Source organism: Nitrobacter sp. (assembly GCF_051535235.1).
Taxonomy (GTDB): Bacteria; Pseudomonadota; Alphaproteobacteria; order Rhizobiales; family Xanthobacteraceae; genus Nitrobacter.
This window is the reverse complement of sequence record NZ_JBPPLZ010000001.1, coordinates 379676-406457: the sequence shown is the minus strand read 5'-3', so window position 1 is coordinate 406457 and position 26782 is coordinate 379676. Positions and strand designations below refer to the sequence as shown.

Here is a 26782-nt window from a genome sequence, read left to right as displayed (position 1 = left end):
GGATTTCCGGCAACCGATCAAGCTCCGTATCGGCCCGCCGCGCCGGAAAGAATGTCATGGCGCTCGATGACCGCGTGCGTCTTTCCAACACGGCGGGGTGATGAGCAGGCAATTGCCTCAGGCCGCGCCGGCTTCAGCGTGCGTTTCCGGCGACCTCGATCAATTGGCGCACCATGGCCCTCATCGCATCGGCATCGGCCGGATGCTTCAGGCGTTCCATGTCATCATAGGCATCGGCTGCGAACGACAGCGCGAACTGATTGGGTATCACCATCGCGCGGCACGCGCAAAGTACAAGGCGCAACTGGGCCAGACATCTCGCGCCCCCGAACCGTCCGGCGGAGGCCGACGCGATCGCAAACGTACGGCCATGAAAAACCTGGCCGCGCGCTTCGTGCGGGGCCTGAACGCACGAGACCCAATCGATGGCATTCTTGAGCAATGGCGGCAGCGAGGCATTGTATTCGGGCGTCACGATGAGAATCCCGTCATGCGCCCCAATCATCTGCTTGAGACGCACGGCGCTGGCGGGCACGCCGGATTTTGCCTGCAGATCGGCATCGTAGATCGGCAGCGGAAAGTCGCCGAGCGAAATGCGGTCGACTTCGACGTCGGCCCGAACAAATTCCGCGACTGCAAGAGCGGCGAGCCTCGCATTGTGCGAGCCGGTGCGCAGCGAGCCGGGAATGACGAGGATTTTCGGCGCGGACATCGGTCGCATCGCAGGCCAGCCAGCCAGCCGCGCTAGTGCCCTGAATCTGACGTTTGCGTCATCGTGCGGCGCCTTCCCGAAGCGAACTCAGATTCGAAAGGGTGCTGACGACTTCATAATTCTAGCGTGGTTGAGGTTCGGAACTTCGCTTGAAGCGCTCGCAGAGAAAGGAAGCGAACTTCTGTACCACCGCGCTGCCCTGTCAACGCCTGCGATACACCCAGACGCGCGCAGGAGGAAGATTCATCCAGATCCGTTCGGATGCTTCCGTCGAAATGCCCGGCAGCGATTTGGGGATCGGCGGCACGACCGAATAAGTGAACTGCACGAACGGCGCGCCGGGGGCGAGCGTCGCGAAAGCATCGCGGATCAGCCTGAGCCGCGTCAACATCGGTTTGGTGACGAGCGGCAGGCCGGAGACGATCGCCGAGGCGCGAGCGCCCAGCACGTTCCACAGCGAGTCCCGCAACGTATAGGCATCGCCCTGAACGACCGTCGCGTGAGGGTAACGGTCGCGAAGCAGGGCGCAAAATCCCGGATCGTACTCGACCAGCACCAGACGCTTCTGATCCACGCCGTGCTCGATCAGCGCATTGGTGATGGCGCCGGTGCCAGGCCCAAGTTCGACAACCGGATCGTTCGATCCGACATCGACATATTGCGCCATGGTGCGGGCCAGAAGGCGCCCGGACGGCATCACCGCACCCATATGGAGCGGCTTTTCGATCCACGAGCGGAGAAAGCGAACCTCATCGTCGAGGCGGAGCGGCTTCTTCAACGCACGCGCGGACATTTGCAAAGGCATTTTGCACCCAGGTGGGTCACTACTGGCAGGATGTCAGACTTAAGTTATACACAGGTACAGCCGGCAATCGAAGCGGTCAAGCAAAACGCTCTTCAGGGGCCCGCGCGCGTACCGAAGAAGTCCTTGACCTTAGTGAAGAAACCAGCCGCCTCGGGCTGGGTGGCGCCCGACGATAATTTTTCGAACTCGGCGAGAAGATCCTGCTGCTTCTTGGTCAGATTCTGTGGCGTTTCAACCACCACTTGCACATACATGTCGCCAGTCTGGCGCGAGCGCAGCACCGGCATGCCTTTGGATGCGATTCGGAATCGGCGGCCTGATTGTGTCCCCGACGGCACCTTCACCTTCGTCTTGCTCTTGTCGATGGTCGGCACCTCGAATTCTCCGCCAAGCGCGGCCGTGACCATCGAGATCGGGACGCGGCAATGCAGATCGGCGCCGTCGCGCTGGAAGAACTCATGAGAAGCAAGAGAAAGGAAAATGTAGAGGTCGCCCGGTGGCCCGCCACGAATTCCGGCCTCGCCCTCGCCGGCCAGGCGGATGCGGGTGCCATCCTCGACGCCGGCCGGAATATTGACCGATAGCGAGCGTTCGCGGCTGACGCGACCCGAACCGTTACAGGAGGGACAGGGGTCCTCGATCATCTGGCCGCGTCCCTGGCAGCCGGGACAGGTACGCTCCAGCGTGAAGAAGCCCTGGGCCTGGCGAATTCGGCCCGCTCCGCCGCACATCGCGCAGTTCTTCGGCTTGGTCCCCGCCTTGGCGCCGGTGCCCGAGCAGGACTCGCAGGTGACCGAAACCGGAATTTCGATCTGAGCCGTCCTGCCCTGAAAGGCTTCCTCCAGCGAGATTTCCATATTGTAGCGAAGGTCTGCACCGCGCTCGCGGCCGCCGCCCCGACCGCGCTGCCCGGCCATTCCGAACAAATCTTCGAAAATGTCGGAGAACGACGACGCGAACCCGGCGCCGAATCCCGCGCCTCCGCCGCCACCCATGCCGCCATGCTCGAACGCGGCATGACCGAAACGATCGTAGGCGGCGCGTTTATCGCCGTCCTTCAGGACTTCATAGGCCTCGTTGATTTCCTTGAAGCGTATCTCGCTGGTCGCATCACCCGGATTTCGGTCCGGATGCCATTTCATGGCCAATTTGCGAAAGGCCGCCTTGAGCCTGGATTCGTCCGCGTTCCGATCGACCTCAAGGGTTTCGTAGTAACAGCGCTTGGTCGACATCAGTCCACACCGCCCGAACGTCGCTTCATCCCAAAAGACGCATGAATGATTCGTTGGCCAGAGGATGCAGCGTCCCGCTTAAAGAAACATAACCCCCGCCCTTCGAGACGCTCTGCGTGCTCCGAGGAAACGGGGGTCATGGTCATTCTCGCTGCCTAGGCAGACTTCTTGTTCTTGTCGTCGTCGACCTCGGTAAACTCAGCATCGACGACATCATCCTTCGCGGCGTCCTTGGCTGCATCCTTGGCCGCGTCGGCTTCCGCCTGCTGCTTGTACATGGCTTCGCCGAGCTTCATTGAGACCTGCGCCAAGGTGTTGGCCTTGGTCTTGATCGCCTCGGCGTCGTCGCCCTTCAGCGCTTCTTTCAGGTCGCTGACGGCATCCTCGATGGCGCGGCGGTCGCTTTCCTCGATCTTGGAGCCGTGTTCGCTCAGCGCCTTTTCGGTCGAATGCACCAGGCCATCGGCATGGTTCTTGGCGTCGACAGCCTCGCGGCGCTTCTTGTCCTCGGTTGCGTTGGCTTCCGCATCCTTGACCATCTTCTCGATGTCGGCCTCGGACAGACCGCCGGACGCCTGGATGCGGATCTGCTGCTCCTTGCCGGTCGCCTTGTCCTTCGCGGAGACGTTGACGATGCCGTTGGCGTCGATGTCGAACGTCACCTCGATCTGCGGCATCCCGCGCGGGGCCGGCGGAATGCCCATCAGATCGAACTGACCGAGGATCTTGTTGTCGGCCGCCATTTCGCGCTCACCCTGGAAAACCCGGATGGTGACGGCGTTCTGGTTGTCCTCGGCGGTCGAGAACACCTGGCTCTTCTTGGTCGGGATCGTGGTGTTGCGATCGATGATGCGGGTGAACACGCCGCCCAGCGTCTCGATGCCCAGCGACAGCGGGGTGACATCGAGCAGCAGAACGTCCTTGACGTCGCCCTGCAGCACGCCGGCCTGGATCGCCGCGCCGATCGCGACAACCTCGTCCGGGTTGACGCCCTTGTGCGGCTCCTTGCCGAACAACTGCTTGACCACTTCCTGGACCTTCGGCATGCGCGTCATGCCGCCGACCAGCACCACTTCGCCGACCTCGCCCGCCGTCAGTCCGGCATCCTTCAGCGCCTTGCGGCAAGGCTCGATGGTCTTCTGAACCAGATCGTCGACCAGCGCCTCGAACTTGGCGCGGGTGAGCTTCATGGTCAGATGTTTCGGACCGGACTGGTCGGCCGTGATGAACGGCAGGTTGATTTCGGTCTGCGTGGTCGACGACAGCTCGATCTTGGCCTTCTCGGCGGCTTCCTTCAGCCGCTGCAAGGCGAGCTTGTCGTTGCGCAGGTTGATGCCCTGCTCCTTCTGGAATTCATCGGCGAGATAGTTGACCAGACGCATGTCGAAATCTTCGCCGCCAAGGAACGTATCGCCATTGGTCGACTTCACCTCGAACACGCCGTCGCCGATCTCCAGGATCGACACGTCGAACGTGCCGCCGCCGAGATCGTACACGGCGATGGTGCCGGCCTTCGACTTGTCGAGGCCGTAGGCCAATGCCGCCGCGGTCGGCTCGTTGATGATGCGCAGCACTTCGAGACCGGCGATCTTGCCGGCATCCTTGGTCGCCTGTCGTTGCGCGTCGTTGAAATAGGCGGGAACCGTGATGACGGCCTGATCGACCTTCTGGCCCAGATGGGCTTCGGCGGTCTCCTTCATCTTCTGGAGGATGAAAGCCGAAATCTGCGAAGGGGAATAGGTCTTGCCATCCACCTCGACCCAGGCATCGCCGTTGCCGGCTTTTGCAATCTTGTAAGGGACAAGCTTCTTGTCCTTTTCGACCGTGGGGTCGTCGTAACGGCGGCCGATCAGACGCTTGACGGCGAAAATGGTCCGCTCGGGATTGGTCACGGCCTGGCGCTTGGCCGGCTGCCCGACGAGCCGCTCGCCGTCATCGCTGAAGGCGACAATGGACGGGGTGGTCCGCATCCCTTCCGCGTTTTCGATGACTTTCGGCGTCTTGCCGTCCATTACGGCAACGCACGAATTCGTGGTGCCGAGGTCGATCCCGATGACCTTTCCCATGGTCCTTGTATCCCTTTTGTTGCGGCAGTCCGGCCGGGCCCTGACGGCACCCTTATCCAGACCCCCAGATATCAAATGCGCGCGATATAGCGGCGGTGAGCCTCATATAGGAGGGGGGGTGGTGGCTGCAAGGACTGACGCGATCCTTCGTGGCGGAAAACATCCCTTTTTAAGGAAGCCTGCCTCTTTCGGAGAGCCCGGCAGATCGCGACATTGCGATCCGATCCGTTAACGAAATGCGGAAGTCGCCGCCGAGACCGGTTGGCGAAAGCAGCGTGAGCGTTGTACCGACCGATCATTGAACGGCCTTAATGCAACTTCAAGAGAGCTTCCATGAGATATCTCACGCAAGCGGCAGCCGCTCTGTTTCTGCTGGCCGGCGTCGTCGCCGCTTCCGCCGACGGCCTGATCTATGCGCCCGGCAGCCGGATCGGACTGGTACCGCTGATAGGCCTTTCTCCCTCAAAGACATTTCCCGGCTTCGAGACAGCCGATCATCAGGTCAAGGTCGTCGTCGCAGAACTTCCCCCCGCCGCCTTCCGGGACGTGGAGGCTGTCGCCAGATCAGAGACACCCGCCGCCCAGGGTCCGAAGCCTCAGGGCCTCGAGACCGCAAGCGGACAGGGCTATTTCATCGTCGAGAACGCCAAGAGCGGCAACGACAACGTCCGGCGCTATTCGATGGTGGTGTCGGGCGACACCTTCTCCGGATATGTCGCGGCGCAAGTGCCGGAGAACGTCGAAAAGATCTATTCCGACGAGGCCGTCCAGAAGATGTTCGCAACAGTGGCCCTGCGCAAGGAAGTGCCGATCGAGGAGCAGCTCAGCCTGTTGCCCTTCAAGCTGACCGAATTGAGCTCCTTCAAAACGGTCCGCACGCTGGCGCCGGGAGCCGCCATCCTGCTCGCCGACGCCGCAACGGACACCGACATCGACAGCAAGGCCTTCATGATCATCGCCCCGATCGGATCGGCTCCGGAACGGCCGGACGATCGGGACCGGTTCGCGCGCGACGTCGCCACCACGATCCCGAACCTGCGCGACGCGCGTATCACGATGTCGGAGCCGATGCGGATCAACGGATCGCCCGGCTTTGAAACGCGGATCGACGCCACCAACGCACAGACGAATGCGCCGGTGACCGTCGTCCAATGGCTGGTGTTCGGCAGCGGAAACACGGCAATGCGACTGATCGGCAGCACACCGCGAGACGGATGGTCCGCCGCGTTTCCGCGCTTTCGCGCGGTGCGCGACGGCATCCAGCCAAAATCCCAGTAGACGGACTCTTAGCAAACAGACCGACCTTGCGGCGAAGCCCGCGAACGGGCTTGAGTCCGGTTCAACTGCGTTGAATCAGACTCGTCGTTTATCTTTTTGATTGAGCATGATCTTTTTACGAAAACCGGTTTCCACTTTTCGTGATCATGCTCTAACCCTGTTCGGAAGCGGCAGGCTTGGCGCCGCCCTTCGCAACCCCCACCAGCGCCGGGCGCAACACCCGATCGCCGATCATGTAGCCGGCCTGAATGACCTGCGCGATCATGCCCGCGGGAATCGACGAATCGGGAACTTCGTACATCGCCTGATGAACGTTCGGATCGAACTTTTCACCGGACGGATCGAACTTCCTCACGCCGTGCTTCTCCAGCGCGTTGTGCAGCGAGCGCTCGGTCAGTTCGACGCCCTCGATCAGGGCTTTCAGCCCTGGATCGGCCGCTGCGCGCGCCTCGGCCGGCACCGCATCAAGCGCGCGCTGCATATTATCGGCGATGTCCAGCACGTCGCGGGCGAACCCCGATATGGCATAGGCTCGCGCGTCCGACACCTCCCGCGCGGTGCGCTTGCGCAGATTCTCCATTTCCGCCAGCGTGCGCAGCATCCGGTCCTTCGCTTCCGCGACTTCCCTGGTCAGCGCGTCCAGCGATCCTTCCTCGGGATCGTCGGGCATGATGTACGGCTTGGATACCACCGGCTCGGCCTCCGGAGCAGGATCGCCGGAATTGTCTCTTTTGCCGTCGGAATCGGTCATCATGGAGCCTTTTCGCAATAATCCCGAATTGATAAGGGATGAACCTGCGGGATATCGTGGTTCAGGCACAAAAATCAAGCGCGGTGGGCGGTGGGGACCGGCTCAGCCGCCGAGCATCCGGCTGACGATGCGGGCCGCGTAGTCGACCATCGGGATCACCCGCGCGTAATTCAGCCGCGTCGGTCCTATCACGCCGAGAACGCCGACGATATGGCCGGCGCCGTCGCTGTAGGGCGCGATGATCGTCGAGGACCCCGACAGCGAAAACAGCTTGTTTTCCGAACCAATGAAAATGCGGACGCCCTCGGCGCTTTCGGCGCGGCCGAGCAGATCGACCACGCCGCGTTTGGTTTCGAGGTCGTCGAACAACAGCCGCACCCGCTCAAGGTCTTCCATCGCGTGCAGGTCCTCCAGCAGATTGGCGTGGCCGCGCACGATCAGTTGCCGATCGTCGCTGTCGCCGCCCGACCAGCTCGCGATTCCGGCCGCAATGATCTTCTGGGTGAGCTGATCGAGTTCCGCCTGGCTTTGCGTCAGTGCGGTCTCGAGTTCGAGACGCGCCTCGGCGAGCGTGCGGCCGCGGATTCGCGCATTGAGAAAATTCGACGCTTCGGTCAGCGCGGATGCCGGAACGCCGGACGGCAGCGTCAGCACGCGGTTCTCAACCTGCCCGTCCTCGGCCACGAGCACCACCAGCGCCTTCTCCGGCTCCAGCCTGACAAATTCGATGTGCTTCAGACGCACGTTGGATTTGGCCGTCAGAACCACCGCCGCCGCCCGCGTCAATCCCGACAGCCGCGTCAAGGCTTCGCCGAGCGCGGCCTCGACCGACTGCGCCTTGCCGACCGCGGAGAGCTGGGTCTGGATCGACTGGCGCTCCGCCTCGGTGAGGTCGCCGACCTGCATCAGGGCATCGACAAAGAACCGAAGGCCGAGTTCGGTCGGCAGGCGTCCGGCCGAAGTATGCGGCGCATAGATCAATCCGAGTTGTTCGAGATCCGACATCACGTTGCGAACCGATGCCGGCGACAGCGGCACCGCGATCAGTCGGGAAATGTTGCGCGAGCCTACGGGCTCGCCGGTCGCGAGATAACTCTCGACAATCTGACGAAAAATGTCGCGCGACCGCTCGTTCAACTGGGCAAGCCCGGCATTCGGTGCAATCAGGCCGATCGATTCGTGATGGACCAACGCTATCTCCCGCGCATCATGGCTGCCTCTAATTTGTCCCCCGGAGGCATTGGCTGCAAGCGACCTTTGCAACAATCGGTGCTCCAGCCTTGCCACAGCGGTTTCCCGCCCCTGTGTTTGATCGAGCATGATCTTCTTCGAAAACCGGTTTCCACTTTTCGGGATCATGCTCTAAAAGCACCCCAAGACGATTTTCCATAAGCTAGCTGGAGATGCTCCCATGCGGCCGAGCCGCCGTGCACCCGATGAACTGCGCGCCGTGTCGCTCGAACGAGGCGTCGTCAAATACGCCGAGGGCTCCTGCCTGGTGAAATTCGGCGATACCCATGTGCTGGTGACCGCGACGCTGGAGGAGCGGCTGCCGCCGTGGCTCAAGGGCCAGGGGCGCGGCTGGGTCACGGCCGAATACGGAATGCTGCCGCGTGCCACGCTGGAGCGGACCCGGCGCGAGGCCTCCGCCGGCAAGCAGGGCGGCCGGACCGTCGAAATCCAGCGCCTGATCGGCCGCTCCCTGCGTGCCGCGGTCGACCTCGAGGCGCTCGGCGAACGCCAGATCACGATCGATTGCGATGTCATTCAGGCCGACGGTGGCACGCGCACCGCCTCGATCACCGGCGCTTGGGTTGCGCTGGCCGACTGCGTCGGCTGGATGAAGGCCCGCAACATGCTCAAGACAGGCGTGCTTCGCGACAACGTCGCGGCGGTCTCATGCGGCATCTATAACGGCACGCCCGTCCTCGACCTGGACTATGCGGAGGATTCGGAAGCCGATACCGACGCCAATTTCGTCATGACCGGCGACGGACGAATCATCGAGGTGCAGGGAACCGCCGAGAAGACTCCGTTCTCGGGGGATGAGTTCCTCGCGCTGATGACGCTCGCAAAAAAAGGTGTCGCGCGGCTGGTGGATTTGCAGAAAATGGCGGTGGCGTGATTCGTTCCTCGTGCGTGTCGCCCGCGGGACCCGAGTCCTGTGGCGTGTTCGAGCGAAGCAGGTACCGGTTCGCGTCCAGAAAACGCATCAAAACAAGAAGCTGAAGCCCGATCGGTCATGCATCGTCGAATCGCCGGCAAGCTCGTGATCGCCACCCACAATCCCGGCAAACTCGCCGAGATGCGCGAATTGCTGGCGCCGTACGGCATCGAGGCGGTCTCCGCCGGCGAACTCGGTCTCGGCGAACCCGAGGAAACCGGCGACGACTTCCGCGCCAACGCCCGGATCAAGGCCATCGCTGCGGCGAGACGCGCAAAGATTCCGGCCTTTGCCGACGATTCCGGGCTGGTCGTCGACGCGCTCGATGGCGCGCCCGGCATCCATTCCGCGCGCTGGGCCGGCAAACCTGCGGATTTTTCCGCGGCAATGACCCGGATCGAGCGGCTGTTGCAGGAGCGCGGCGCGACCACGCCGAAGAAGCGCCGGGCTCACTTCGTATCGGCATTGTGCGTCGCATGGCCCGACGACCATCTCGAGGAGGTCGAAGCCCGGGTAGACGGCACGCTGGTCTGGCCCCCGCGCGGCACGGCCGGTTTCGGCTACGATCCGGTGTTCCTGCCGGACGGTCACGCGCGCACCTTCGGCGAGATGACCGGCATCGAGAAGCACGGGCTGCCGCCTCTCGGCCTCGGCCTGTCGCATCGCGCCCGCGCGTTCGTGAAGCTGGCGGAGATTGCCCTCCATGGCCGCTGATACGAAGCCCGCTTTCGGCGTCTACGTGCACTGGCCGTTCTGCCTGTCGAAGTGTCCGTATTGCGACTTCAACAGTCATGTCCGGCACGCGCCGATCGATGAAGAACGCTTCGTGCGGGCATTCGTGCGCGAGATCGAAACCACCGCCGCTCGCGCACCCGGCCGCGACGTGTCCTCGATCTTCCTCGGCGGCGGTACGCCGTCCTTGATGCAGCCGCGAACCGTCGGCGCCGTCCTCGACGCGATCGGAAAGCATTGGAAGGTTGCTGATGACGTCGAGGTCACGCTGGAGGCCAATCCGACCAGCGTCGAAGCCACGCGGTTCCGCGGCTATCGCGGCGCCGGCGTCAATCGCGTGTCGCTCGGCGTGCAGGCGCTCGACGATTCCTCGCTGAAAGCTCTCGGGCGCCTGCACACCGCGCGCGAGGCGCTGGAGGCGGTCGCGATCGCACGTTCCGTGTTCGACCGCTATTCCTTCGATCTGATCTACGCGCGACCCGACCAGACGCCTGACATGTGGGCGGAGGAATTGCAGCGCGCGATCTCGGAAGCCGCCGAGCATCTGTCGCTCTATCAATTGACCATCGAGGAAGGCACGCCGTTTTACGGCCTGCACGCGGCCGGCAAACTCAGGACGCCGGATGAGGCGGTCGCACGCGCCTTGTATGACGTCACGCAGGAGATCTGCGCGCGTCATGGCTTGCCGGCTTACGAGATTTCCAACCACGCGCGGCGCGGCGCGGAATGCCGGCACAACCTGGTCTACTGGCGCGGCCAGGAATATGCGGGCATCGGCCCCGGAGCCCACGGACGTCTCGATATTGATGGCGACAGGCACGCCATCGCCACTGAAAAGCGGCCCGAGGCCTGGCTCATGCGGGTCGAGGCGATCGGCAACGGGATCGTCGTCGACGATCTCCTGAACAGCGAAGAACGCGCCGACGAGTTCCTGCTGATGGGGCTGCGCTTGCGCGAGGGCATCGATCCGCAGCGCTACGCGGCGCTGGCGGGCCGCCCTCTCGATCCGCAACGAATTGCGATTTTGCGCGAGGAAGGCGCGATTGCGATCAGCCCCGACGGCCGTTTGCGGGTCACGCAGGATGGCTTTCCGCTGCTCGATGCCGTGGTGGCAGATCTCGCCGCCTGATTTCGGCAGTCAAGGGCCAAGGGATTAGGCGCCAAAGCTCTTGGGCGATCCGGCAACCGGTTGTCCACCACCGGACGCGACGCGCATGACGGCGAGGCCGCGTTGGTTGGTGCCGTCGGAACGGAATCGAAACAGGCCGTCGATGCCGGCGAAGCCCGACGGGTTTGTCAGCGTCTCCGCCGCGAAGCGCTGCGGCCCCTGAGTGCGGCCGAGAGCCGCTACCAACGCAACGGCGTCATAGGCAAGGGTCGCCGTGCGCACCGGCTCGCCGCCGAACTTGGCGCGGTAGCGGCCGGCGAAACTGCGGAAGCCGGACGGGTCGGGAGCGGCGTAGAGACCGCCTTGCAGCGCCGCGCTGGCGAATACGCGCGGGTTATCCCACAGGCCCGTGCCGAGAAGCTGGACATTGCGCAGGTTGGCACCTGCCGCCGTGAGCGCGTCCGCAACCGAGACCACCGCATCGCCGTCATCGGCGATGAGCAGCGCATCGGCCGAGCGAAGCGACTGCGCCACATTCTTCGCCGCGCCGGCACGATCCGCGCCATATTTCTCGAATGCAACGATCCGCCCGCCATGCCGGCCGACCGTCTGCTTGAAGGCGACCTCAACCACGTTGCCGTAGGCGTTTTCGGGCACCATGGCGGCAAACGAGCGCCTTCCGACGCTTGCGGCATATTCGACGATCCGATTCACATCGGATTCAGGGAGAAAGCTCAGAAGATAGACGCCCCGGCCCGCAACGCTTGAATCGGTCGAGAACGCAATCACCGAAATGCCGCGCGTCCGCGCCGCCTGCGCGGTCGCCGGAACGGACGCTGCAAACAGCGGACCGAGGATGATTTCGGCGCCTTCATCGAGGGCTTGTTGCGCGCCCTGCTGCGCGCCTTGCGCCGAACCGGCGTCGTCCTTGATCAGCAACTGGATATTCGGATTCTGAAACTCCGACAGCGCCATTTCGGCGGCATTCTTCATCGACTGCGCCGCGATGCTGGCATTGCCTGAAGCCGACAACGGGAGAACCAGTGCCACCTTGACCTGGCCCGTTCCGATCGTAACGCCCTGCTGAGGCGGCGCGGCCGGCGTCGGCTGCGTCGACGAACCGATCAGCGATTGCTGGACGCCCGAGCAGGCTCCGAGCAAGGGCGCGCCAATGACAAAACCCAACGCCGCCCGGCGGGTCGTGCCCGGACGTTCAGGTTTCGATTTGAACGAGTCCGCCATTATTATCCTTGCCATGAACCCGTCCGCACAGGTCCCAGCGCAATCTTCCGAGGGAATCAGGCATATTGCTGACGAATAGTTACCCGAACAAAGGGATCGTGTCCCGCCTCGACTTGGCACCGTACCCAACCTTGTGGACGGCGGAACCAGCCGACTTCACCGGAATAAAGGGTAAAACTCCCCTGAGCCGTTGCGGCTTCGATGAAGTCAGGAACGGCCACTGCTTTTCGTCTTGACGGTTTATTCGTCCTGACGGTTTTCTGGCCGCGAACCGGTATCCACTCCGCTCCAAAACGCTATAGAGTGCCGCGCCATGAGCGCAAAATCTGCCTCGCTGAAACCGGACGCCGAAACTCTCGGTATCCGGACCTTTTCGATCGCGGGTCATCAACTGGTTGCACCCAGGGCTGCGCCGGGCCTTCACCTGGTCGCTACACCGATCGGCAACCTCGGCGACATCACCCTGCGGGCACTGGAGACACTCGCCGGCGTCGATGTCATCGCCTGCGAGGATACCCGCATCACGCGCCGTCTCACCGAACGTTTCGCGATCACGGCCGTGCTCAAGCCGTATCACGACCATAACGCTGCGGCCGCCCGTCCGAAAATTCTGGAGCAACTGGCGGCGGGAGCCTCGATCGCGCTGGTCTCCGATGCCGGAACGCCGCTGATTTCCGACCCCGGATTCAAGCTGGTCCGCGAGGTCTCTGCCGCCGGCCATCAGGTGACCGCGCTGCCGGGACCATCGTCCGTGCTGGCCGCGCTCGCGGTCGCCGCGCTGCCGACCGACCGGTTCTACTTCGAAGGATTCCTGCCGGCAAAGGAGGCCGCACGTCGCACGCGCCTTACTGAGCTTGCAAGAATCGATGCGACGCTGGTCATGTTTGAATCCGGCAGCCGCATCCGGGAGTCCTTGCGCGATCTCGCAGCCGTCCTCGGACATCGCGACGCCGCAATCTGTCGCGAACTGACAAAACTGCACGAGGACATCCGCCGCGCCCCTCTGGGAGAACTCGCGGACGCCGCAGACGCGCTGGAAACGCGGGGCGAATTTGTGCTGGTGGTCGGCCCGCCTCCGGCTGACGCGGGCATGATGTCATCCGAAGATCTGGACGAACTGCTGCTGGCTTCGCTGAAGGAAAGCAGCGTCAAGGACAGCGTCGCGCGGGCAGTCGAGATTTCGGGCCGCCCGCGACGTGAAGTCTATGCCCGCGCGCTTGAACTTGCCGGACAAAGCCGGGCCAGGGACGACAATGGCTGCAGGTAAGGACAACTCCCTCGATCACACAAGGACAGCAGCGCCGGAGCGCGTCGCGGCCTTCAACATAGGTCTTTCGGCCGAGAGCCGCGCCGCAGCTTTTCTGATCGCCAAAGGTTACCGGATTCTGGCGCGACGGTTTCGCACGCCGCATGGCGAGATCGACATCGTGGCGCGGCGGCGACAGCTTCTCGCCTTCGTCGAGGTCAAGGCTCGCCGCACCCTCGATGAGGCTGCCTATGCGGTGACGCCGCGGCAACAGCTTCGAATCATCGCCGCCGCGCAAGGCTGGCTGATGGCGCATCCCGAACACTCAGCTTTCGAGCTTCGTTTCGACGCCATGCTGATTGCGCCGCGACGCTTGCCGCGCCATCTGCCAGGCGCATTCGACGCCAGTACATAGCCCGAGGCGCTCGCGTGCCTCCGGCTGAAATCAACGGACAAGCAGGATGACATTGAAAGTCGCCGTTCAGATGGATCCCATCGCGCGCATCAACGTTCGCGGCGATTCGACGTTCGCGCTATTGCTGGAGGCACAGAGACGCGGCCACACGGTCTCATATTACACGCCGGACAAGCTGTCGCTGCGCGGCAAGGACCTGGTTGCGCCGGTCCGGCCGCTGACCGTGCGCGATCAGGACGGCGATCATTTTACGCTTGGCGATGCGAAGCGCACGCATATGGAATCATTCGACGTGGTGTTGCTGCGGCAGGATCCGCCGTTCGATCTCGCCTACATCACGAGCACTCACCTGCTCGAGCGCATCCATCCGAAGACGCTCGTGGTGAACGATCCCGCGAGCGTGCGCGACGCACCGGAAAAGCTGTTCGTGATGGATTTTCCCGAACTGATGCCGCCGACATTGATCTCGCGCGATCTCGACGAGATCAATTCGTTTCGCGCCGAGCACGGGGCGGTGGTGATGAAACCGCTGCATGGTCACGGCGGAGCCGCGGTGTTTCGCGTGATGCCGCAGGACATGAATTTCGGATCGCTGTTCGACATGTTCTCGGTGACGTTCCGCGAACCCTGGGTGATCCAGCGTTTCCTGCCGGAGGTCAAACAGGGCGACAAGCGCATCATCCTCGTGGACGGCAAATTCGCCGGCGCCATCAATCGCGTGCCGGCCGCGGATGATCTGCGCTCCAACATGGTTCGCGGCGGCGCCGCCAGAGCAACCGACCTGACACCCCGCGAGCGTGAGATCTGCGAGCGCATCGGCCCCTCGCTGCGCGAGCGCGGGCTGCTGTTCGTCGGCATCGACGTCATCGACGGCAATCTCACCGAGATCAACGTCACCTCGCCCACCGGCATTCGCGCCATCGCCGCGTTCGGCGGCCCCGACATCGCCGCGAATATCTGGGACCGGATCGAGGCGAAACGTTCCTAGAGCGTTTTCGAGCGAAGTGGATACCGGTTCGCGTCAAGAAAACGCGTCAAATCAAAATCATAGAGCCCCGCTTCTGATTCCATCAGAAGCGGAAAGGCTCTAGCGATGATCCGGATCGGAATGGCGTGCCGGCACACGGCGAAGGCCGGTTTCAGGAGGAGACTATTTAGAGTCTCCCAATAGCCGGAACTTTGTTCTCTCAATGTTCTTGTGCTCGGAAGGGTTGTAAGCTAGTCTCGCAGCGGCAGAGGGGCGCGGCCATGGTTCAGCGGGTATCCACCGTCGCATTTGAGGGCATCGAGGCGCGCGCGGTCGACGTGCAGGTGCAGGTCGCGCCGGGTCTGCCCGCCTTCAACATCGTCGGCCTGCCGGACAAGGCGGTTTCGGAGGCTCGCGAGCGGGTCCGCGCCGCCCTGATCGCCTCGGGTCTGGCGCTGCCGGCCAGGCGAATCACCGTCAACCTCGCCCCCGCCGACCTGCCGAAGGAAGGCAGCCACTACGATCTGCCGATCGCGCTCGGCCTGATGGCGGCGATCGGCGCCATTCCCTCCGACGCGCTGTCTGGATTTTCGGTGCTGGGCGAACTCGGTCTGGACGGTTCGATCGCGGCCGTGGCCGGGGTGCTTCCCGCCGCGATCGGCGCGAACGGCCGCGACGAGGGGCTGATCTGCCCCGCGGCGTGCGGCGCGGAGGCGGCCTGGGCCAGCCCGGATATCCAGATCATTGCCGCAAGCTCGCTGATTCAGATCGCAAATCATTTCAAGGGAACTCAGGTTCTATCCCGGCCGCAGCCCCGGATTCGCGAAACCCGGGGCGTTGCTCTCGACCTTCGCGACATCAAGGGCCAGGAAAGCGCCAAGCGCGCGCTCGAGATCGCAGCCGCCGGCGGACACCATCTCCTGATGGTCGGCTCCCCCGGCAGCGGCAAATCGATGCTCGCGGCGCGCCTGCCCTCGATCCTTCCGCCGCTGTCGCCTGCCGAACTGCTGGAAGTGTCGATGATCGCCTCCGTCGCCGGCGAAATCGACGGCGGGGCGCTGACCGCGCGGCGGCCGTTTCGCGCCCCGCATCACTCCGCGAGCATGGCCGCGCTGACGGGCGGCGGCACCCGCGCCAAGCCCGGCGAGATCTCGCTCGCGCATCATGGCGTGCTGTTTCTCGATGAATTGCCGGAGTTCGATCCGCGCGTGCTGGATTCGCTCCGGCAGCCGCTGGAGAACGGCGAGATCGCGGTCTCCCGCGCCAACCATCGCGTGACCTATCCCGCGCGGTTCATGATGGTGGCGGCGATGAATCCATGCCGCTGCGGCCATGCCTTCGAGCCCGGTTATGCCTGCAAGCGCGGCCGCATCGACCGCTGTACCGCGGACTATCAAATGCGCATTTCCGGTCCCCTGCTGGACCGGATCGATCTGCGGATCGAGGTCCCCGCGGTCACCGCCTCCGACCTCATTCTGCCGCCTGCCTCGGAAGGTTCGGCCGAAGTCGGCGCCCGCGTCGCCGCGGCCCGCGACATTCAGGCGGCGCGCTATGCCGCGCTTGGACTTCCGAACGTCCGCACCAACGCCGAAGCCCCGGCGTCCGCGCTGGAAGACATCGCGCAACCCGATGCACAGGGGCTTAAGCTGCTGCGCGATGCGGCCGAAAGCATGCGTCTGTCGGCGCGCGGCTATCACCGGGTGCTGCGCGTCGCCCGCACGCTCGCCGATCTCGACGGCGCCGACAAGATCGGTCGGCTGCATCTCGCCGAAGCGCTGTCCTATCGCGCGCTTGCGGAGGACATCAGGCGAGCGGCCTGACCGGCACTCGCTTTCAACAGCGAACCGTGAACCGTCAATAAAACATCCTTAACCCTGTTCGCATCGGACAGGAATTTTTGCCCGGTTCCTCAAACACTTCGCAACACCGTTCTCCCATGCTGCGCATCGCGGGCGCTCCTGCGTCGGCATTCCGCCCTCGGACGAAAAATGCCGGACACAGACGAACTCGGGTGAGCGATGATGGCGCGATTGTTGTGGCTCAAGGCACGTCTGCGCCGTCTGGTCCGGCGACATCCCCGCGTGAGCTTTGTCTTTCGGACCTTCACGACCTTCTCGATCGCGTTCGGAGGCGCCTACGGCTTCATAAGCGGCGCCAGAAGCGCAGATTACGACCCGAACACCTTCGCAGTCGGCGTGAGTTTTCTTTTTGCGGTAGCCTGCGTCGCGCTGGCAGTCCTCAGCATGCGCCTGCGCTGGATGCGCAGAAAGCTTCGCAAGGTCGCTCTTCACAACGAGGCACTCGCAGACCGGAACTGGGAGTTGAAGGAAGCGGAGGAACGGGCGCGCAGCCTGTTCGAATCGCAGGGCGACCTGATCGTTCTGCGCGATTCGGACGGCGCCATCACCTCGGTCAACGACGCTTATTGTGTTCTGGCTCAGCGCTCCAGGGCCGAGTTGCTCGGCAGCCGGTTCGCGCTCCCCGTTCTCGAGCAAAGCGAGGGTACGCTTGAAACGAACGGCACGCGCATCCACGATCAGCGTGTCGAAACCGCGCTCGGCCCGCGCTGGATTGCGTGGCGCGAAGGCCTGGTGCGGATCGACGCCAACCATCCGGCGGAACTGCAATGCGTCGGCCGCGATATCACCAGCCGCATGGAGACCGGGCGCGCGCTCGCTGAAGCACGCGATAACGCGGACGCGGCCAACCGGGCCAAATCGCGTTTTCTGGCGATGACCTCGCATGAGTTTCGCACGCCGCTGAACGGCATCATCGGCTTGAGCGGATTGCTGCTCGACACACCTCTCACGCCCGAACAGACGACATATGCCAGGGCGGTCAAGGCGTCCGGCGACGCACTGCTGTCGCTGATCGAGGAATTGCTCGACTATTCCAAGATCGAAGCCGGCAAGATCGAGCTCGAAAGCCGTCCTTTCGTCCTGCCCGACCTGATCGAGGATATCACCGAACTGCTGGCGCCCCGCGCGCAGGCGCGACAGCTCGAAATCGCCGCCTATGTCGACGACAGGCTGCCGATCGAAGTGATCGGAGATGCGGCGCGGTTGCGCCAGGTGCTGCTCAATCTGGCGGGAAACGCCATCAAGTTCACGCCATCCGGCGGCGTCGCGCTGATCGTCGAACCTGGCAAGCGACCGGGAGACATCCGTTTCCTGGTCCAGGATACCGGAATCGGCATAACACCGGATGCCCAAGCGCGGATTTTCCGCGAATTCGAGCAGGCCGACGAACAGATCGCGCGCCACTATGGCGGCACGGGCCTGGGACTGAGTATCAGCGATCGCATCGTCAAGCGGATGGGCGGGCGCATCGCCCTCGAAAGCAGGCCGGGTACGGGCTCGGCATTCGAGGTCTCGATACCCCTCGCCGCTCATGACGGCGCCCCGGAGCGAAAGCCGTTCGCCCCGCCGGATCTCACTGGCCAGCCGATCCTGCTGGTGTCCCCCCAGACGATCGAAGCGTCCCTATTGGCCCGGCGGCTGGAACGGTGGGGGGCCGAGACCTGCACGGCATCGGATATAGCTGCTGCCCACGCGCTGCTTGCCGAGCGGCCGTGGCACACGGTGTTCGTGGATCACGCCATGGGCGCGAAAAATGTCTGGCTGTTCGGTCAGGCCGCATCCCCGCACGCGACGCGACGGATCGTCATGGTCACGCCGTCGACGCGACACGATCTTCAGACCCCCGGCGCGGCTGCGTTCACGGGCTATCTGGTCAAGCCTCTGCGAGCTGCGTCGATCGCAGCGCGGCTGACGGCGCCGCCCGATGGCTCGACCGCACAGCGGACGAGCGACCGCCAGAGCGACTGCGAGACGATCGAGGAGTCCGGCGCGCCAGCGACGGCGCCTGCGCAAAGTCTTTCGATCCTCGTGGCGGAAGACAACGAGATCAACGCGTTGCTGGTCCGCTCGCTCCTTTCCCGGCTCGGGCACGACGTGACCGTCGCCGCAAACGGCGAGGAAGCGCTTGAATCGTGGGTTGCCGCCGAAACGGCCGATGCGCCCTACGACCTCGTGCTGATGGACGTCCAGATGCCGAAGCTCGACGGCATCGAGACCACGCGGAAAATCCGTGAACGGGAAGCCGTTCGTCACGTCCGCCGCACCGCCATTCTGGCGCTCACGGCCAACGCGCTGACTGACGACCGTCATGCCTGCCTGGAGGCCGGCATGGACGGTTTTCTGGTCAAGCCGCTCGATCGGGACAAGCTGGTCGACGCGCTTACAAGGCTGCTGGCGTCGCGCCACATCGCGGCGTGAGGGTTCTGAATCCAACGCCGTTGAACCCGGGCCCTGTTTTCGATTGAGTATGATCTTCGAACCCGGTTCAAATCAGGCTTTTTCGGATCGTGCGCTAAAGCCGCCTCAGCGCGACCTGCTCGACGACGTGATCGGCTCCCTTCTTGAGAATCAAGGTCGCGCGCGGCCGTGTCGGCAGGATGTTGTCCTCGAGGTTCGCGCGATTGGTGCGTTCCCAGATCGCAATGGCGGTTGCGGTCGCCTCATCGTCCGACAGCAGCGCGTAGCGATGAAAATAGGAGCGCGGGTCATGAAAGGCGGTATCCCGCAGCGCCAGGAAACGCTTGACATACCAGTCCCGCAGCACCGGTTCCTCGGCGTCGAGATAGACCGAGAAGTCGAAGAAATCGGAGACAACCGGAACGGCCCTGCCGTCGCGCGGCAGCGGGCCGGTCTGCAGCACGTTGACGCCTTCGACGATCAGAATCTCGGGCTGACTGACCTCGGTCCAGCTATCCGGCACGATGTCATACGTTAGATGCGAGTAAACCGGCGCGCGCACCGGCGTGCGGCCCGCCTTGATGTCGCTGAGAAACCCCAGCAGCATCGGCAGATTGTAACTTTCAGGAAAACCCTTTTTCTGCATCAGGCCGTGTCGCTCGAGCACCGCGTTCGGAAACAGAAATCCATCGGTGGTGACGAGTTCGACCTTGGGACGCGGCGACCATCGCGCGAGCAGCGCCTGCAGCACGCGGGCCGTCGTTGACTTTCCGACCGCGACCGATCCCGCCACGCCGATGATATACGGCACCTTGCGGTCGTGGATGCCAAGAAACTGCCGCTGGGCGACGAAGAGCCGCTGCATCGACGCGACATAGATCGACAACAGCCGTGACAGAGGAAGATAAATTTCCTCGACCTCGACGAGATCGAGGCGGTCATGCATCGACCGCAATGCCGCGATTTCATTCGCGCCCAGCGTCATCGGCATGTCGTGCCGCAGCTTCGCCCACTCGGCGCGGGAGAAAATCCGGTACGGATTATATTGCTGCTGCTCTGGCCGCGAATCCATCAAGCTCGCCCTCCGGCTACTCGCGATTGCGGGCAGCCTTCTCTTCGAGTCCGGACATCGCCGTGCGTTTCGCCAGGGCATCTTCGATGTCCTGGAATTTCACGCCGCGAGCTTTCAACAAAACAAGGAAGTGAAACATCACGTCGGCGCCTTCGGCGATCAGGTGATTCCGGTCGTTTTCAACCGCTGCGATCACCGTCTCGACGGCTTCCTCGCCGAATTTCTTGGCGCAATGCTCGGGGCCCTTGTCGAGCAGCTTTCGCGTGTAGGACGCCTCGCCGCCGGATGCAGCCCGGGCGTCGATGGTGGCGGCAAGATCATGGATCGTGAAACGCGGCATGCTACTCTTCTTGTCCTGCGCGCCGATTATGCCGGACGCGCCAATTTTCGAATGTTTAGCACTTCCGCGTAGCGGAGTCGTCAAGGATCGAGCCGCATCGGCAACCCGGCGCGGGCCATATGATCCTTGGCTTGGCGAATGGTAAATTCCCCGAAGTGAAAGATCGAGGCGGCAAGCACCGCCGTCGCATGGCCTTCGCGAACCCCATCGACCAGATGGTCGAGATGACCCACGCCACCGGACGCGATCACGGGAACGGAAACGCTGTCGGCCACCAGCCGCGTCAGCGGCAGATCGAAGCCCTGACGGGTACCGTCGCGATCCATCGACGTCAGCAGGATCTCGCCGGCGCCGAGCGATACCACCTCCTGGGCATATTCGATCGCATCGATGCCGGTGGATTTGCGGCCGCCATGGGTGAAGATTTCCCAGCGATCCGAGCCACCGGCTTTCGACACCCGCTTGGCGTCGATCGCGACCACGATGCACTGGTCGCCGAACTTTTCCGCGGCTTCCCTGACGAATTCGCGCCGGCTGACTGCCGCGCTGTTGATCGAAACCTTGTCCGCGCCGGAGCGCAGCAACACACGGATGTCATCGATGGTGCGCACCCCCCCGCCGACCGTCACCGGCATGAAGCAGGCCTCCGCCGTGCGCCGGACCACATCCAGCATGATGCCGCGATTTTCGTGCGTCGCGGTGATGTCGAGAAAGGTGAGTTCGTCGGCACCAGCGGCATCGTAGGCGACCGCAGCTTCCACCGGGTCGCCGGCATCGCGCAGGTCCACGAAGTTGACACCTTTGACGACGCGTCCATCTTTCACATCAAGACAGGGTATGACGCGGACCTTGAACATCGCGCGCAAATACTCTCAGGCTGCCGCACGCGCGGCGCGGATCAGCGCCAGCGCCTCAGCGGGATCGAGCCGGCCGTCATAGAGCGCGCGTCCGGCAATCGCGCCCGCGAGCTTCTTCGCGCGCGGCGCGAGCAACGCCTTCACATCCGCGATCGAGGCGAAGCCACCGGACGCAATCACTGGAATTGAAATGCTGTCGGCAAGCGCGATGGTGGCGTCGAGGTTGAGACCCTTCAACAAGCCGTCGCGGGCGATATCGGTAAAGATGATCGCCGCGATGCCCGCGTCCTCGAACCGCCGCGCGATATCGAGCGCGGTCACCTCCGAGGTTTCCGCCCAGCCCTCGACGGCAACCTTGCCGTCGCGCGCATCGAGTCCGACCGCGACGCGCCCCGGAAATGCCTTCGCGGCCTGCTTGACCAGAACCGGATCGCGCACCGCGGCGGTGCCGATGATAACGCGCGCGATGCCCTTGCCGAGCCACGCCTCGATCGTCTTCAGGTCCCGGATGCCGCCGCCGAGTTGCACCGGCATGGTGACGGCCTTCAGCATCCGCTCCACGGCATCGGCATTGACCGGCTTGCCCGCGAATGCGCCGTCAAGATCGACCACGTGCAGGTATTCAAAGCCTTGCGAGGCGAACGCGCGCGCCTGCTCGGCGGGATCGAGATTGAACACGGTGGCCCGCGCCATATCGCCCTGCTCGAGGCGAACGCATTGGCCGTTCTTCAGGTCGATGGCGGGAAAAAGAATCACGGCTTCCACTTCAGAAAGTTCGAAATCAGCGCGAGCCCGAACCGCTGGCTCTTCTCCGGATGAAATTGGGTGCCGATCGCGGTGTCCCTGCCGACGACAGCCGTCACCGGGCCGCCATAGTCGGCACGCGCCAGCACATCGGCCTCATTGACGGCGTTCAGGTGATAGGAGTGTACGAAATAGGCGTGACGGCCTTTCGGTCCCAACGGCAGGCGGTCGAGCACCGGATGCTCACGCACCGGATCGAGCGTATTCCAGCCCATATGCGGAATCTTCAGGCTTTCGTCGCGCGGCGAAATCTTTTCGACGTCACCCGCAATCCAGTTCAGACCATCGGTCGTGACGTGCTCCCTGCCACGCGTCGCCATCAGTTGCATCCCGACGCAAATGCCCAGGAACGGACGCGCCTTGTCGCGCACGACCTCCGTCAGAGCCTGGACCATGCCATCGAGCGCATCGAGTCCCCTGCGGCAATCGGCGAACGCACCGACGCCGGGAAGCACCACGCGATCGGCCCGGAACACCACGTCCGGATCACGCGTCACCACGATCTTTTGCAAACCTTCGATGCCGCGCGCTGCGCATTCGAACGCCTTCGCAGCCGAGTGAAGATTGCCGGAGCCATAATCGATGATCGCTGCGGTCACCGCGGCATCCCGGGTTGCGGAAACAGGCCGACAATGTCGCCACGCGGCAACGGCAGCGGCTGGCCACGGGTCGGCGGCGGCGCTCCGCGATCGACGGCCAACGGATCGAAGTTTACACTCCGCATCGTGGTCCAGCGATCGAAAAACCGCCGCTCGGCGGCCTCACGGTCGTCTGCGACAACGACGCCGAGCTGACGCCACTTACGCCGCGACAGCGTCCAGCGCCGCAAGCTCGCCCCTTCCAGCCCCATCAGAACGGCGATGACCGCCATCACTGCCAGGCGTGTCCCGCCGCCGGCGCGCAGCAGCGTCATCGCGACTTCGAGCACGATCGACAGGACCATATATCCGGCGAACGCCAGCCAGAGCCTTTGATAAAGCAACCACAACGGACCGAACACGAAGGCCCAGAACGAAAAGCCGTCACGAACGAACACGAACTGGTCCGTGGTGCCGCGCACGTCCGTACCCTCGGCAGGCGGCGCATGGACTGTATAGACCGGCATCTGCACTCTCCGTCGACGACAGCGCGATCAGCCGCCGAGCTGACCCTTTGTTGACGGCACTTCGCCCGCGGCGCGCGGATCGATCGCCACCGCCGCGCGAAGCGCCCGCGCCAGACCCTTGAAGCAGGATTCGGCGATATGATGGCTGTTCTCGCCATATAGGGTCTCGACGTGCAAAGTCACGCCCGCATTGACCGCAAAGGCGTTGAACCATTCGCGCACCAGTTCGGTGTCGAACGCGCCGATCTTGTCGCGCGGAAATTCGACCCGGAAGACCAGTATCGGGCGGCCCGAAATGTCGATCACGACACGGGACAGCGTCTCGTCCATGGGCATATGGACGCCGGCGTAGCGGGTGATGCCGGCCATGGTGCCGAGCGCCTGCTTCACCGCCTGGCCCAGCGCGATGCCGACATCTTCCGTGGTGTGGTGATGATCGACATGGAGGTCGCCGTCGGCCTTGACCGTGATGTCGATGCGCGAGTGGCGGGCGAGCAGATCCAGCATATGGTCGAAAAAGCCGATGCCGGTCGCAATGTCGGACACGCCGGAGCCATCGAGGTTCACCGCGACCTCGATGTCGGTTTCCTTGGTTTTGCGCTTGATGGTCGCCGTGCGCATGAAATGAGCTCTCCGCGTCGCGTAGGATCCGCCAAAAGGCGCTCGGATCATACGGGTCCTGAACCGGGCCCTTTTAACAGGCTCATGCTCCCTTCGCTACTGCGAGAGGACGCCTTTTGCGGGGGTTCTTCGCACTATGGTGACTGGTGGAGTGGATTTGACATTCGCCACCCATCTGCCGCGGGTACCGAGATGCGAATGTCAAATCCAAAACTCCACTGGAAACCTATAGTTGGTGGTGGTCCTTGCGATTCTCACATTCGCAAAAATACCTGCTGAAACGGGATGCGAATGTTAGAATCGGACCACTCGAATCCGCGACTTCGAACGCCGATTGAAACGCCGCGCCGCAATGTCTAAGTCTGGCGGATCACGAAGGGGTTCAGATGCAAGCATCACAGCCGGAGACGTGGCACGGCACCACGATTCTGACGGTCCGCAAGGGCGGCAAGGTCGTCATTGGCGGAGACGGTCAGGTCTCGATCGGACAGACCGTCATCAAGTCCAATGCGAAGAAGGTCCGGAAGCTCGGCAAAGGCGACGTGATCGGCGGATTCGCCGGCGCAACCGCCGATGCCTTTACGCTGTTCGAGCGGCTGGAGAGCAAGCTCGAGCAATACCCTGGCCAGCTGACCCGCGCCGCGGTCGAACTCGCCAAGGACTGGCGCACCGACCGCTACCTGCGGCGGCTTGAGGCCATGATGCTCGTCGCGGACAAGGACGTGTCGCTGGTCCTGACCGGCACCGGAGACGTTCTGGAGCCGGAAGCCGGGGTGATGGCTATCGGCTCCGGCGGAAACTATGCACTGTCCGCCGCGCGTGCGTTGATCGATTCCGACAAGGATGCGGAAGCCATCGTCCGCCGCTCTCTCGATATCGCCGCCGACATCTGCGTTTATACCAATCGAAACCTGACCATCGAGACGTTGTCCACGGATTGAGAGATGCCGAACTCTTACATTCCGCCCGCCATCCCTCACCGCTCGATGATGCGCGGCGTATGAGCGCTTTGACCGGAACCGATCCCGCGCCGCCAACAAGCCCTTCCATCGGCAAAGGGATTGCGATCGCGCTCGGTCTGGTCCTGCTGCAAGCCGCTATCCTCCATGCGATGGGCCGGGTCCCGATCTGCACCTGCGGCTACGTCAAGTTCTGGCATGGCGTGGTGCAAAGCTCCGAGAATTCGCAGCATCTCACCGACTGGTACACCTTCTCCCACATCATCCATGGATTTCTGTTTTACGGCGCAACATGGCTGATCCTGCCACGCGCCCCGTGGACCACCCGCCTGATGATCGCGATCACGATCGAAGGCGCATGGGAGATCGTCGAGAATTCGCCCTGGATCATCGATCGCTATCGCGCCGCGACGATTTCACTGGATTACTACGGCGACAGCATCGTCAATTCGCTGTCCGATACGCTCGCCATGATCCTGGGATTTGTGCTTGCGCGCAAACTGCCGATCGTCTTGACGATAGCACTGGCAGTCGGGTTTGAAGTGCTGGTCGGGCTGCATATCCGTGACAACCTGACGCTCAACGTCATCATGCTGATCCACCCGTTCGAAGCCGTCCGGCACTGGCAGGCCGGACCGCCCATCATCTGACCGCTTGTCCCCGCAACGATCCAACCTATCTTCGAGATCATGATGCACTTCTCTCCTCGCGAAATCGTTTCCGAACTCGACCGCTTTATCGTCGGCCAGACCGACGCCAAGCGCGCCGTCTCCATCGCCTTGCGCAATCGCTGGCGGCGCCAGCAGTTGACCGGACCGCTGCGCGAGGAAGTGCTGCCGAAAAATATCCTGATGATCGGTCCGACCGGGGTCGGCAAGACCGAGATCGCGCGGCGGCTGGCAAAGCTTGCCAACGCCCCTTTCCTCAAGGTCGAGGCCACCAAGTTCACCGAAGTCGGATATGTCGGACGCGACGTCGAACAGATCGTTCGCGATCTCGTCGAGGTCGCGATCAACCAGACCCGCGAGCGTAAGCGCAAGGACGTTCAGGCGCGCGCCCAGCTTGCCGCCGAGGAGCGCGTGCTCGATGCGCTCGTCGGCGCCAATGCAAGCGCCGCCACGCGCGATTCGTTTCGCAGGAAATTGCGGGCCGGTGAACTCAACGACAAGGAAATCGAAGTCGAGACGCAATCCTCCGGCGGATCGCCGATGTTCGAGATTCCGGGAATGCCCGGTGCGCAGGTCGGCGCGATCTCGATCGGCGATATTTTCGGCAAGATGGGCGGGCGAACCAAGACTCGCCGGCTGACCGTGGAAGATTCCCACGAAATCCTGGTCAATGAGGAATCCGACAAGCTTCTCGACAGCGATCAGCTCACCCAGGAGGCGGTCGCCGCGGTCGAGAACAACGGCATCGTGTTTCTCGATGAGATCGACAAGATCTGCGTGCGGGACGGCCGCAGCGGCGGCGACGTATCGCGCGAAGGCGTGCAGCGCGACCTGCTGCCGCTGATCGAGGGAACGACGGTCTCCACCAAGCACGGTGCGGTCAAGACCGACCACATCCTGTTCATCGCCTCGGGCGCGTTTCACATCGCCAAGCCGTCGGACCTGCTGCCCGAATTGCAGGGCCGGCTGCCGATCCGCGTCGAACTGGACGCTCTGACCCGCGACGACATGCGACGCATCCTGACCGAACCCGAGGCCTCGCTCATCAAGCAGTATATCGCGTTGATGCAGACCGAAGGCGTCACGCTCGACTTCTCCGACGACGCCATCGATGCGCTTGCGGATATTGCAGTCGCGGTGAATTCCACCGTCGAGAATATCGGCGCGCGTCGGCTGCAGACGGTGATGGAGCGGGTGCTCGACGATATCTCGTTCTCGGCCCCCGATCGCAATGGAGAGACGATCCGCATCGACGCCGCATACGTTCAGAAGCACGTCGGCGATCTGGCGAAGAATGCCGATCTGAGCAGATTCATTCTCTAGGTTAACAGGCTGTTGAAAAAGTGAACGAGGTTCCCGTTCCGATTCGGTTTCGTTCACGT

At 63.3% G+C, this 26782-nt stretch carries 26 protein-coding genes; 12 read left to right on the top strand and 14 right to left on the bottom strand.

Annotation, left to right across the window (positions count from 1 at the left end):
• Window positions 1-133: 133 nt before the first annotated feature.
• From ACS3WA_RS01990 to dnaK, 4 genes are all read right to left on the bottom strand, one after another.
• Window positions 134-712: an NADPH-dependent FMN reductase gene (locus tag ACS3WA_RS01990; protein WP_438276878.1), complete on the bottom strand. Its 579-nt coding sequence runs from the start codon at window positions 710-712 to the stop codon at window positions 134-136.
• 202 nt (window positions 713-914) lie between these two features.
• Complete coding sequence (locus ACS3WA_RS01985) at window positions 915-1517, bottom strand: class I SAM-dependent methyltransferase (protein WP_438276877.1); 603 nt, start codon at window positions 1515-1517, stop codon at window positions 915-917.
• Window positions 1518-1609: 92 nt separating this feature from the next.
• On the bottom strand, window positions 1610-2749 hold the full coding sequence (gene dnaJ, locus ACS3WA_RS01980) for a molecular chaperone DnaJ (RefSeq protein ID WP_438276876.1): 1140 nt from the start codon (window positions 2747-2749) through the stop codon (window positions 1610-1612).
• Between the two features lie 155 nt (window positions 2750-2904).
• Window positions 2905-4815 carry a molecular chaperone DnaK gene (dnaK, locus tag ACS3WA_RS01975; RefSeq protein WP_438276875.1) on the bottom strand — a complete coding sequence of 637 codons (1911 nt, stop codon included), beginning with the start codon at window positions 4813-4815 and terminating at the stop codon, window positions 2905-2907.
• A gap of 333 nt (window positions 4816-5148) precedes the next feature.
• Between dnaK and ACS3WA_RS01970 the strand changes: the two genes are divergently transcribed.
• Window positions 5149-6093, top strand: coding sequence for a hypothetical protein (locus ACS3WA_RS01970; RefSeq protein WP_438276874.1), 945 nt, complete (start codon window positions 5149-5151; stop codon window positions 6091-6093).
• A gap of 151 nt (window positions 6094-6244) precedes the next feature.
• Here ACS3WA_RS01970 and grpE read toward each other — a convergent pair whose 3' ends face one another.
• Window positions 6245-6844, bottom strand: a complete 600-nt coding sequence (gene grpE / locus ACS3WA_RS01965; RefSeq protein ID WP_438276873.1) for a nucleotide exchange factor GrpE — start codon at window positions 6842-6844, stop codon at window positions 6245-6247.
• A gap of 102 nt (window positions 6845-6946) precedes the next feature.
• Window positions 6947-8035, bottom strand: coding sequence for a heat-inducible transcriptional repressor HrcA (gene hrcA, locus ACS3WA_RS01960; RefSeq protein ID WP_438276872.1), 1089 nt, complete (start codon window positions 8033-8035; stop codon window positions 6947-6949).
• Window positions 8036-8255: 220 nt separating this feature from the next.
• Between hrcA and rph the strand changes: the two genes are divergently transcribed.
• The 3 genes from rph to hemW all read left to right on the top strand — a co-directional run bounded on the left by rph (window position 8256) and on the right by hemW (window position 10869).
• Window positions 8256-8969, top strand: coding sequence for a ribonuclease PH (gene rph / locus ACS3WA_RS01955; RefSeq protein ID WP_438276871.1), 714 nt, complete (start codon window positions 8256-8258; stop codon window positions 8967-8969).
• A 117-nt stretch (window positions 8970-9086) separates the two neighbouring features.
• Window positions 9087-9722 carry an RdgB/HAM1 family non-canonical purine NTP pyrophosphatase gene (rdgB, locus tag ACS3WA_RS01950; RefSeq protein WP_438276870.1) on the top strand — a complete coding sequence of 212 codons (636 nt, stop codon included), beginning with the start codon at window positions 9087-9089 and terminating at the stop codon, window positions 9720-9722.
• Window positions 9712-10869 carry a radical SAM family heme chaperone HemW gene (hemW, locus tag ACS3WA_RS01945; protein ID WP_438276869.1) on the top strand — a complete coding sequence of 386 codons (1158 nt, stop codon included), beginning with the start codon at window positions 9712-9714 and terminating at the stop codon, window positions 10867-10869. The genes rdgB and hemW overlap by 11 nt, the downstream gene beginning before the upstream one ends.
• Before the next feature lie 24 nt (window positions 10870-10893).
• Here hemW and ACS3WA_RS01940 read toward each other — a convergent pair whose 3' ends face one another.
• Entirely contained in the window at window positions 10894-12105 is a 1212-nt protein-coding gene (locus ACS3WA_RS01940) for a penicillin-binding protein activator (RefSeq protein ID WP_438276868.1), read from the bottom strand.
• A 298-nt stretch (window positions 12106-12403) separates the two neighbouring features.
• On the opposite strand from ACS3WA_RS01940, the gene rsmI reads away from it, so the two are divergent.
• From rsmI to ACS3WA_RS01915, 5 genes are all read left to right on the top strand, one after another.
• Window positions 12404-13357 (top strand): 16S rRNA (cytidine(1402)-2'-O)-methyltransferase, encoded by a 954-nt coding sequence (gene rsmI / locus ACS3WA_RS01935; RefSeq protein WP_438276867.1) that lies wholly within the window; start codon window positions 12404-12406, stop codon window positions 13355-13357.
• Window positions 13344-13751 (top strand): YraN family protein, encoded by a 408-nt coding sequence (locus ACS3WA_RS01930; protein ID WP_438276866.1) that lies wholly within the window; start codon window positions 13344-13346, stop codon window positions 13749-13751. Before rsmI ends, ACS3WA_RS01930 begins: the two co-directional genes overlap by 14 nt.
• A 46-nt stretch (window positions 13752-13797) precedes the next feature.
• Window positions 13798-14739, top strand: coding sequence for a glutathione synthase (gshB, locus tag ACS3WA_RS01925; RefSeq protein ID WP_438276865.1), 942 nt, complete (start codon window positions 13798-13800; stop codon window positions 14737-14739).
• A 260-nt stretch (window positions 14740-14999) separates the two neighbouring features.
• Entirely contained in the window at window positions 15000-16538 is a 1539-nt protein-coding gene (locus ACS3WA_RS01920; protein ID WP_438276864.1) for a YifB family Mg chelatase-like AAA ATPase, read from the top strand.
• A 201-nt stretch (window positions 16539-16739) separates the two neighbouring features.
• On the top strand, window positions 16740-18995 hold the full coding sequence (locus ACS3WA_RS01915; RefSeq protein WP_438276863.1) for a response regulator: 2256 nt from the start codon (window positions 16740-16742) through the stop codon (window positions 18993-18995).
• Between the two features lie 94 nt (window positions 18996-19089).
• Here the strand turns inward: ACS3WA_RS01915 and coaA are convergent, their stop codons facing one another.
• From coaA to hisB, 7 genes are all read right to left on the bottom strand, one after another.
• Entirely contained in the window at window positions 19090-20046 is a 957-nt protein-coding gene (gene coaA, locus ACS3WA_RS01910; RefSeq protein WP_438276862.1) for a type I pantothenate kinase, read from the bottom strand.
• Window positions 20047-20062: 16 nt separating this feature from the next.
• Window positions 20063-20386 carry a phosphoribosyl-ATP diphosphatase gene (locus tag ACS3WA_RS01905; protein WP_438276861.1) on the bottom strand — a complete coding sequence of 108 codons (324 nt, stop codon included), beginning with the start codon at window positions 20384-20386 and terminating at the stop codon, window positions 20063-20065.
• A gap of 80 nt (window positions 20387-20466) precedes the next feature.
• Window positions 20467-21243 carry an imidazole glycerol phosphate synthase subunit HisF gene (gene hisF / locus ACS3WA_RS01900; protein WP_438276860.1) on the bottom strand — a complete coding sequence of 259 codons (777 nt, stop codon included), beginning with the start codon at window positions 21241-21243 and terminating at the stop codon, window positions 20467-20469.
• 15 nt (window positions 21244-21258) lie between these two features.
• Window positions 21259-22008, bottom strand: a complete 750-nt coding sequence (gene hisA / locus ACS3WA_RS01895) for a 1-(5-phosphoribosyl)-5-[(5-phosphoribosylamino)methylideneamino]imidazole-4-carboxamide isomerase (RefSeq protein WP_438276859.1) — start codon at window positions 22006-22008, stop codon at window positions 21259-21261.
• Window positions 21996-22646: an imidazole glycerol phosphate synthase subunit HisH gene (gene hisH / locus ACS3WA_RS01890; protein ID WP_438276858.1), complete on the bottom strand. Its 651-nt coding sequence runs from the start codon at window positions 22644-22646 to the stop codon at window positions 21996-21998. Before hisH ends, hisA begins: the two co-directional genes overlap by 13 nt.
• Window positions 22643-23152 (bottom strand): DUF2628 domain-containing protein, encoded by a 510-nt coding sequence (locus tag ACS3WA_RS01885; protein WP_438276857.1) that lies wholly within the window; start codon window positions 23150-23152, stop codon window positions 22643-22645. The genes hisH and ACS3WA_RS01885 overlap by 4 nt, the downstream gene beginning before the upstream one ends.
• A 27-nt stretch (window positions 23153-23179) precedes the next feature.
• Window positions 23180-23773, bottom strand: a complete 594-nt coding sequence (hisB, locus tag ACS3WA_RS01880) for an imidazoleglycerol-phosphate dehydratase HisB (RefSeq protein ID WP_438276856.1) — start codon at window positions 23771-23773, stop codon at window positions 23180-23182.
• A 386-nt stretch (window positions 23774-24159) separates the two neighbouring features.
• On the opposite strand from hisB, the gene hslV reads away from it, so the two are divergent.
• Genes hslV through hslU form a run of 3 tightly spaced genes read left to right on the top strand, consistent with a single transcriptional unit; the run spans window position 24160 to window position 26723 of the window.
• A complete protein-coding gene (gene hslV / locus ACS3WA_RS01875) occupies window positions 24160-24714 on the top strand; it encodes an ATP-dependent protease subunit HslV (RefSeq protein ID WP_438276855.1) in 555 nt (184 codons plus the stop codon).
• 59 nt (window positions 24715-24773) lie between these two features.
• Entirely contained in the window at window positions 24774-25382 is a 609-nt protein-coding gene (locus ACS3WA_RS01870) for a DUF2585 domain-containing protein (protein ID WP_438276854.1), read from the top strand.
• 39 nt (window positions 25383-25421) lie between these two features.
• Window positions 25422-26723, top strand: a complete 1302-nt coding sequence (hslU, locus tag ACS3WA_RS01865) for an ATP-dependent protease ATPase subunit HslU (protein ID WP_438276853.1) — start codon at window positions 25422-25424, stop codon at window positions 26721-26723.
• Window positions 26724-26782 lie beyond the last annotated feature (59 nt).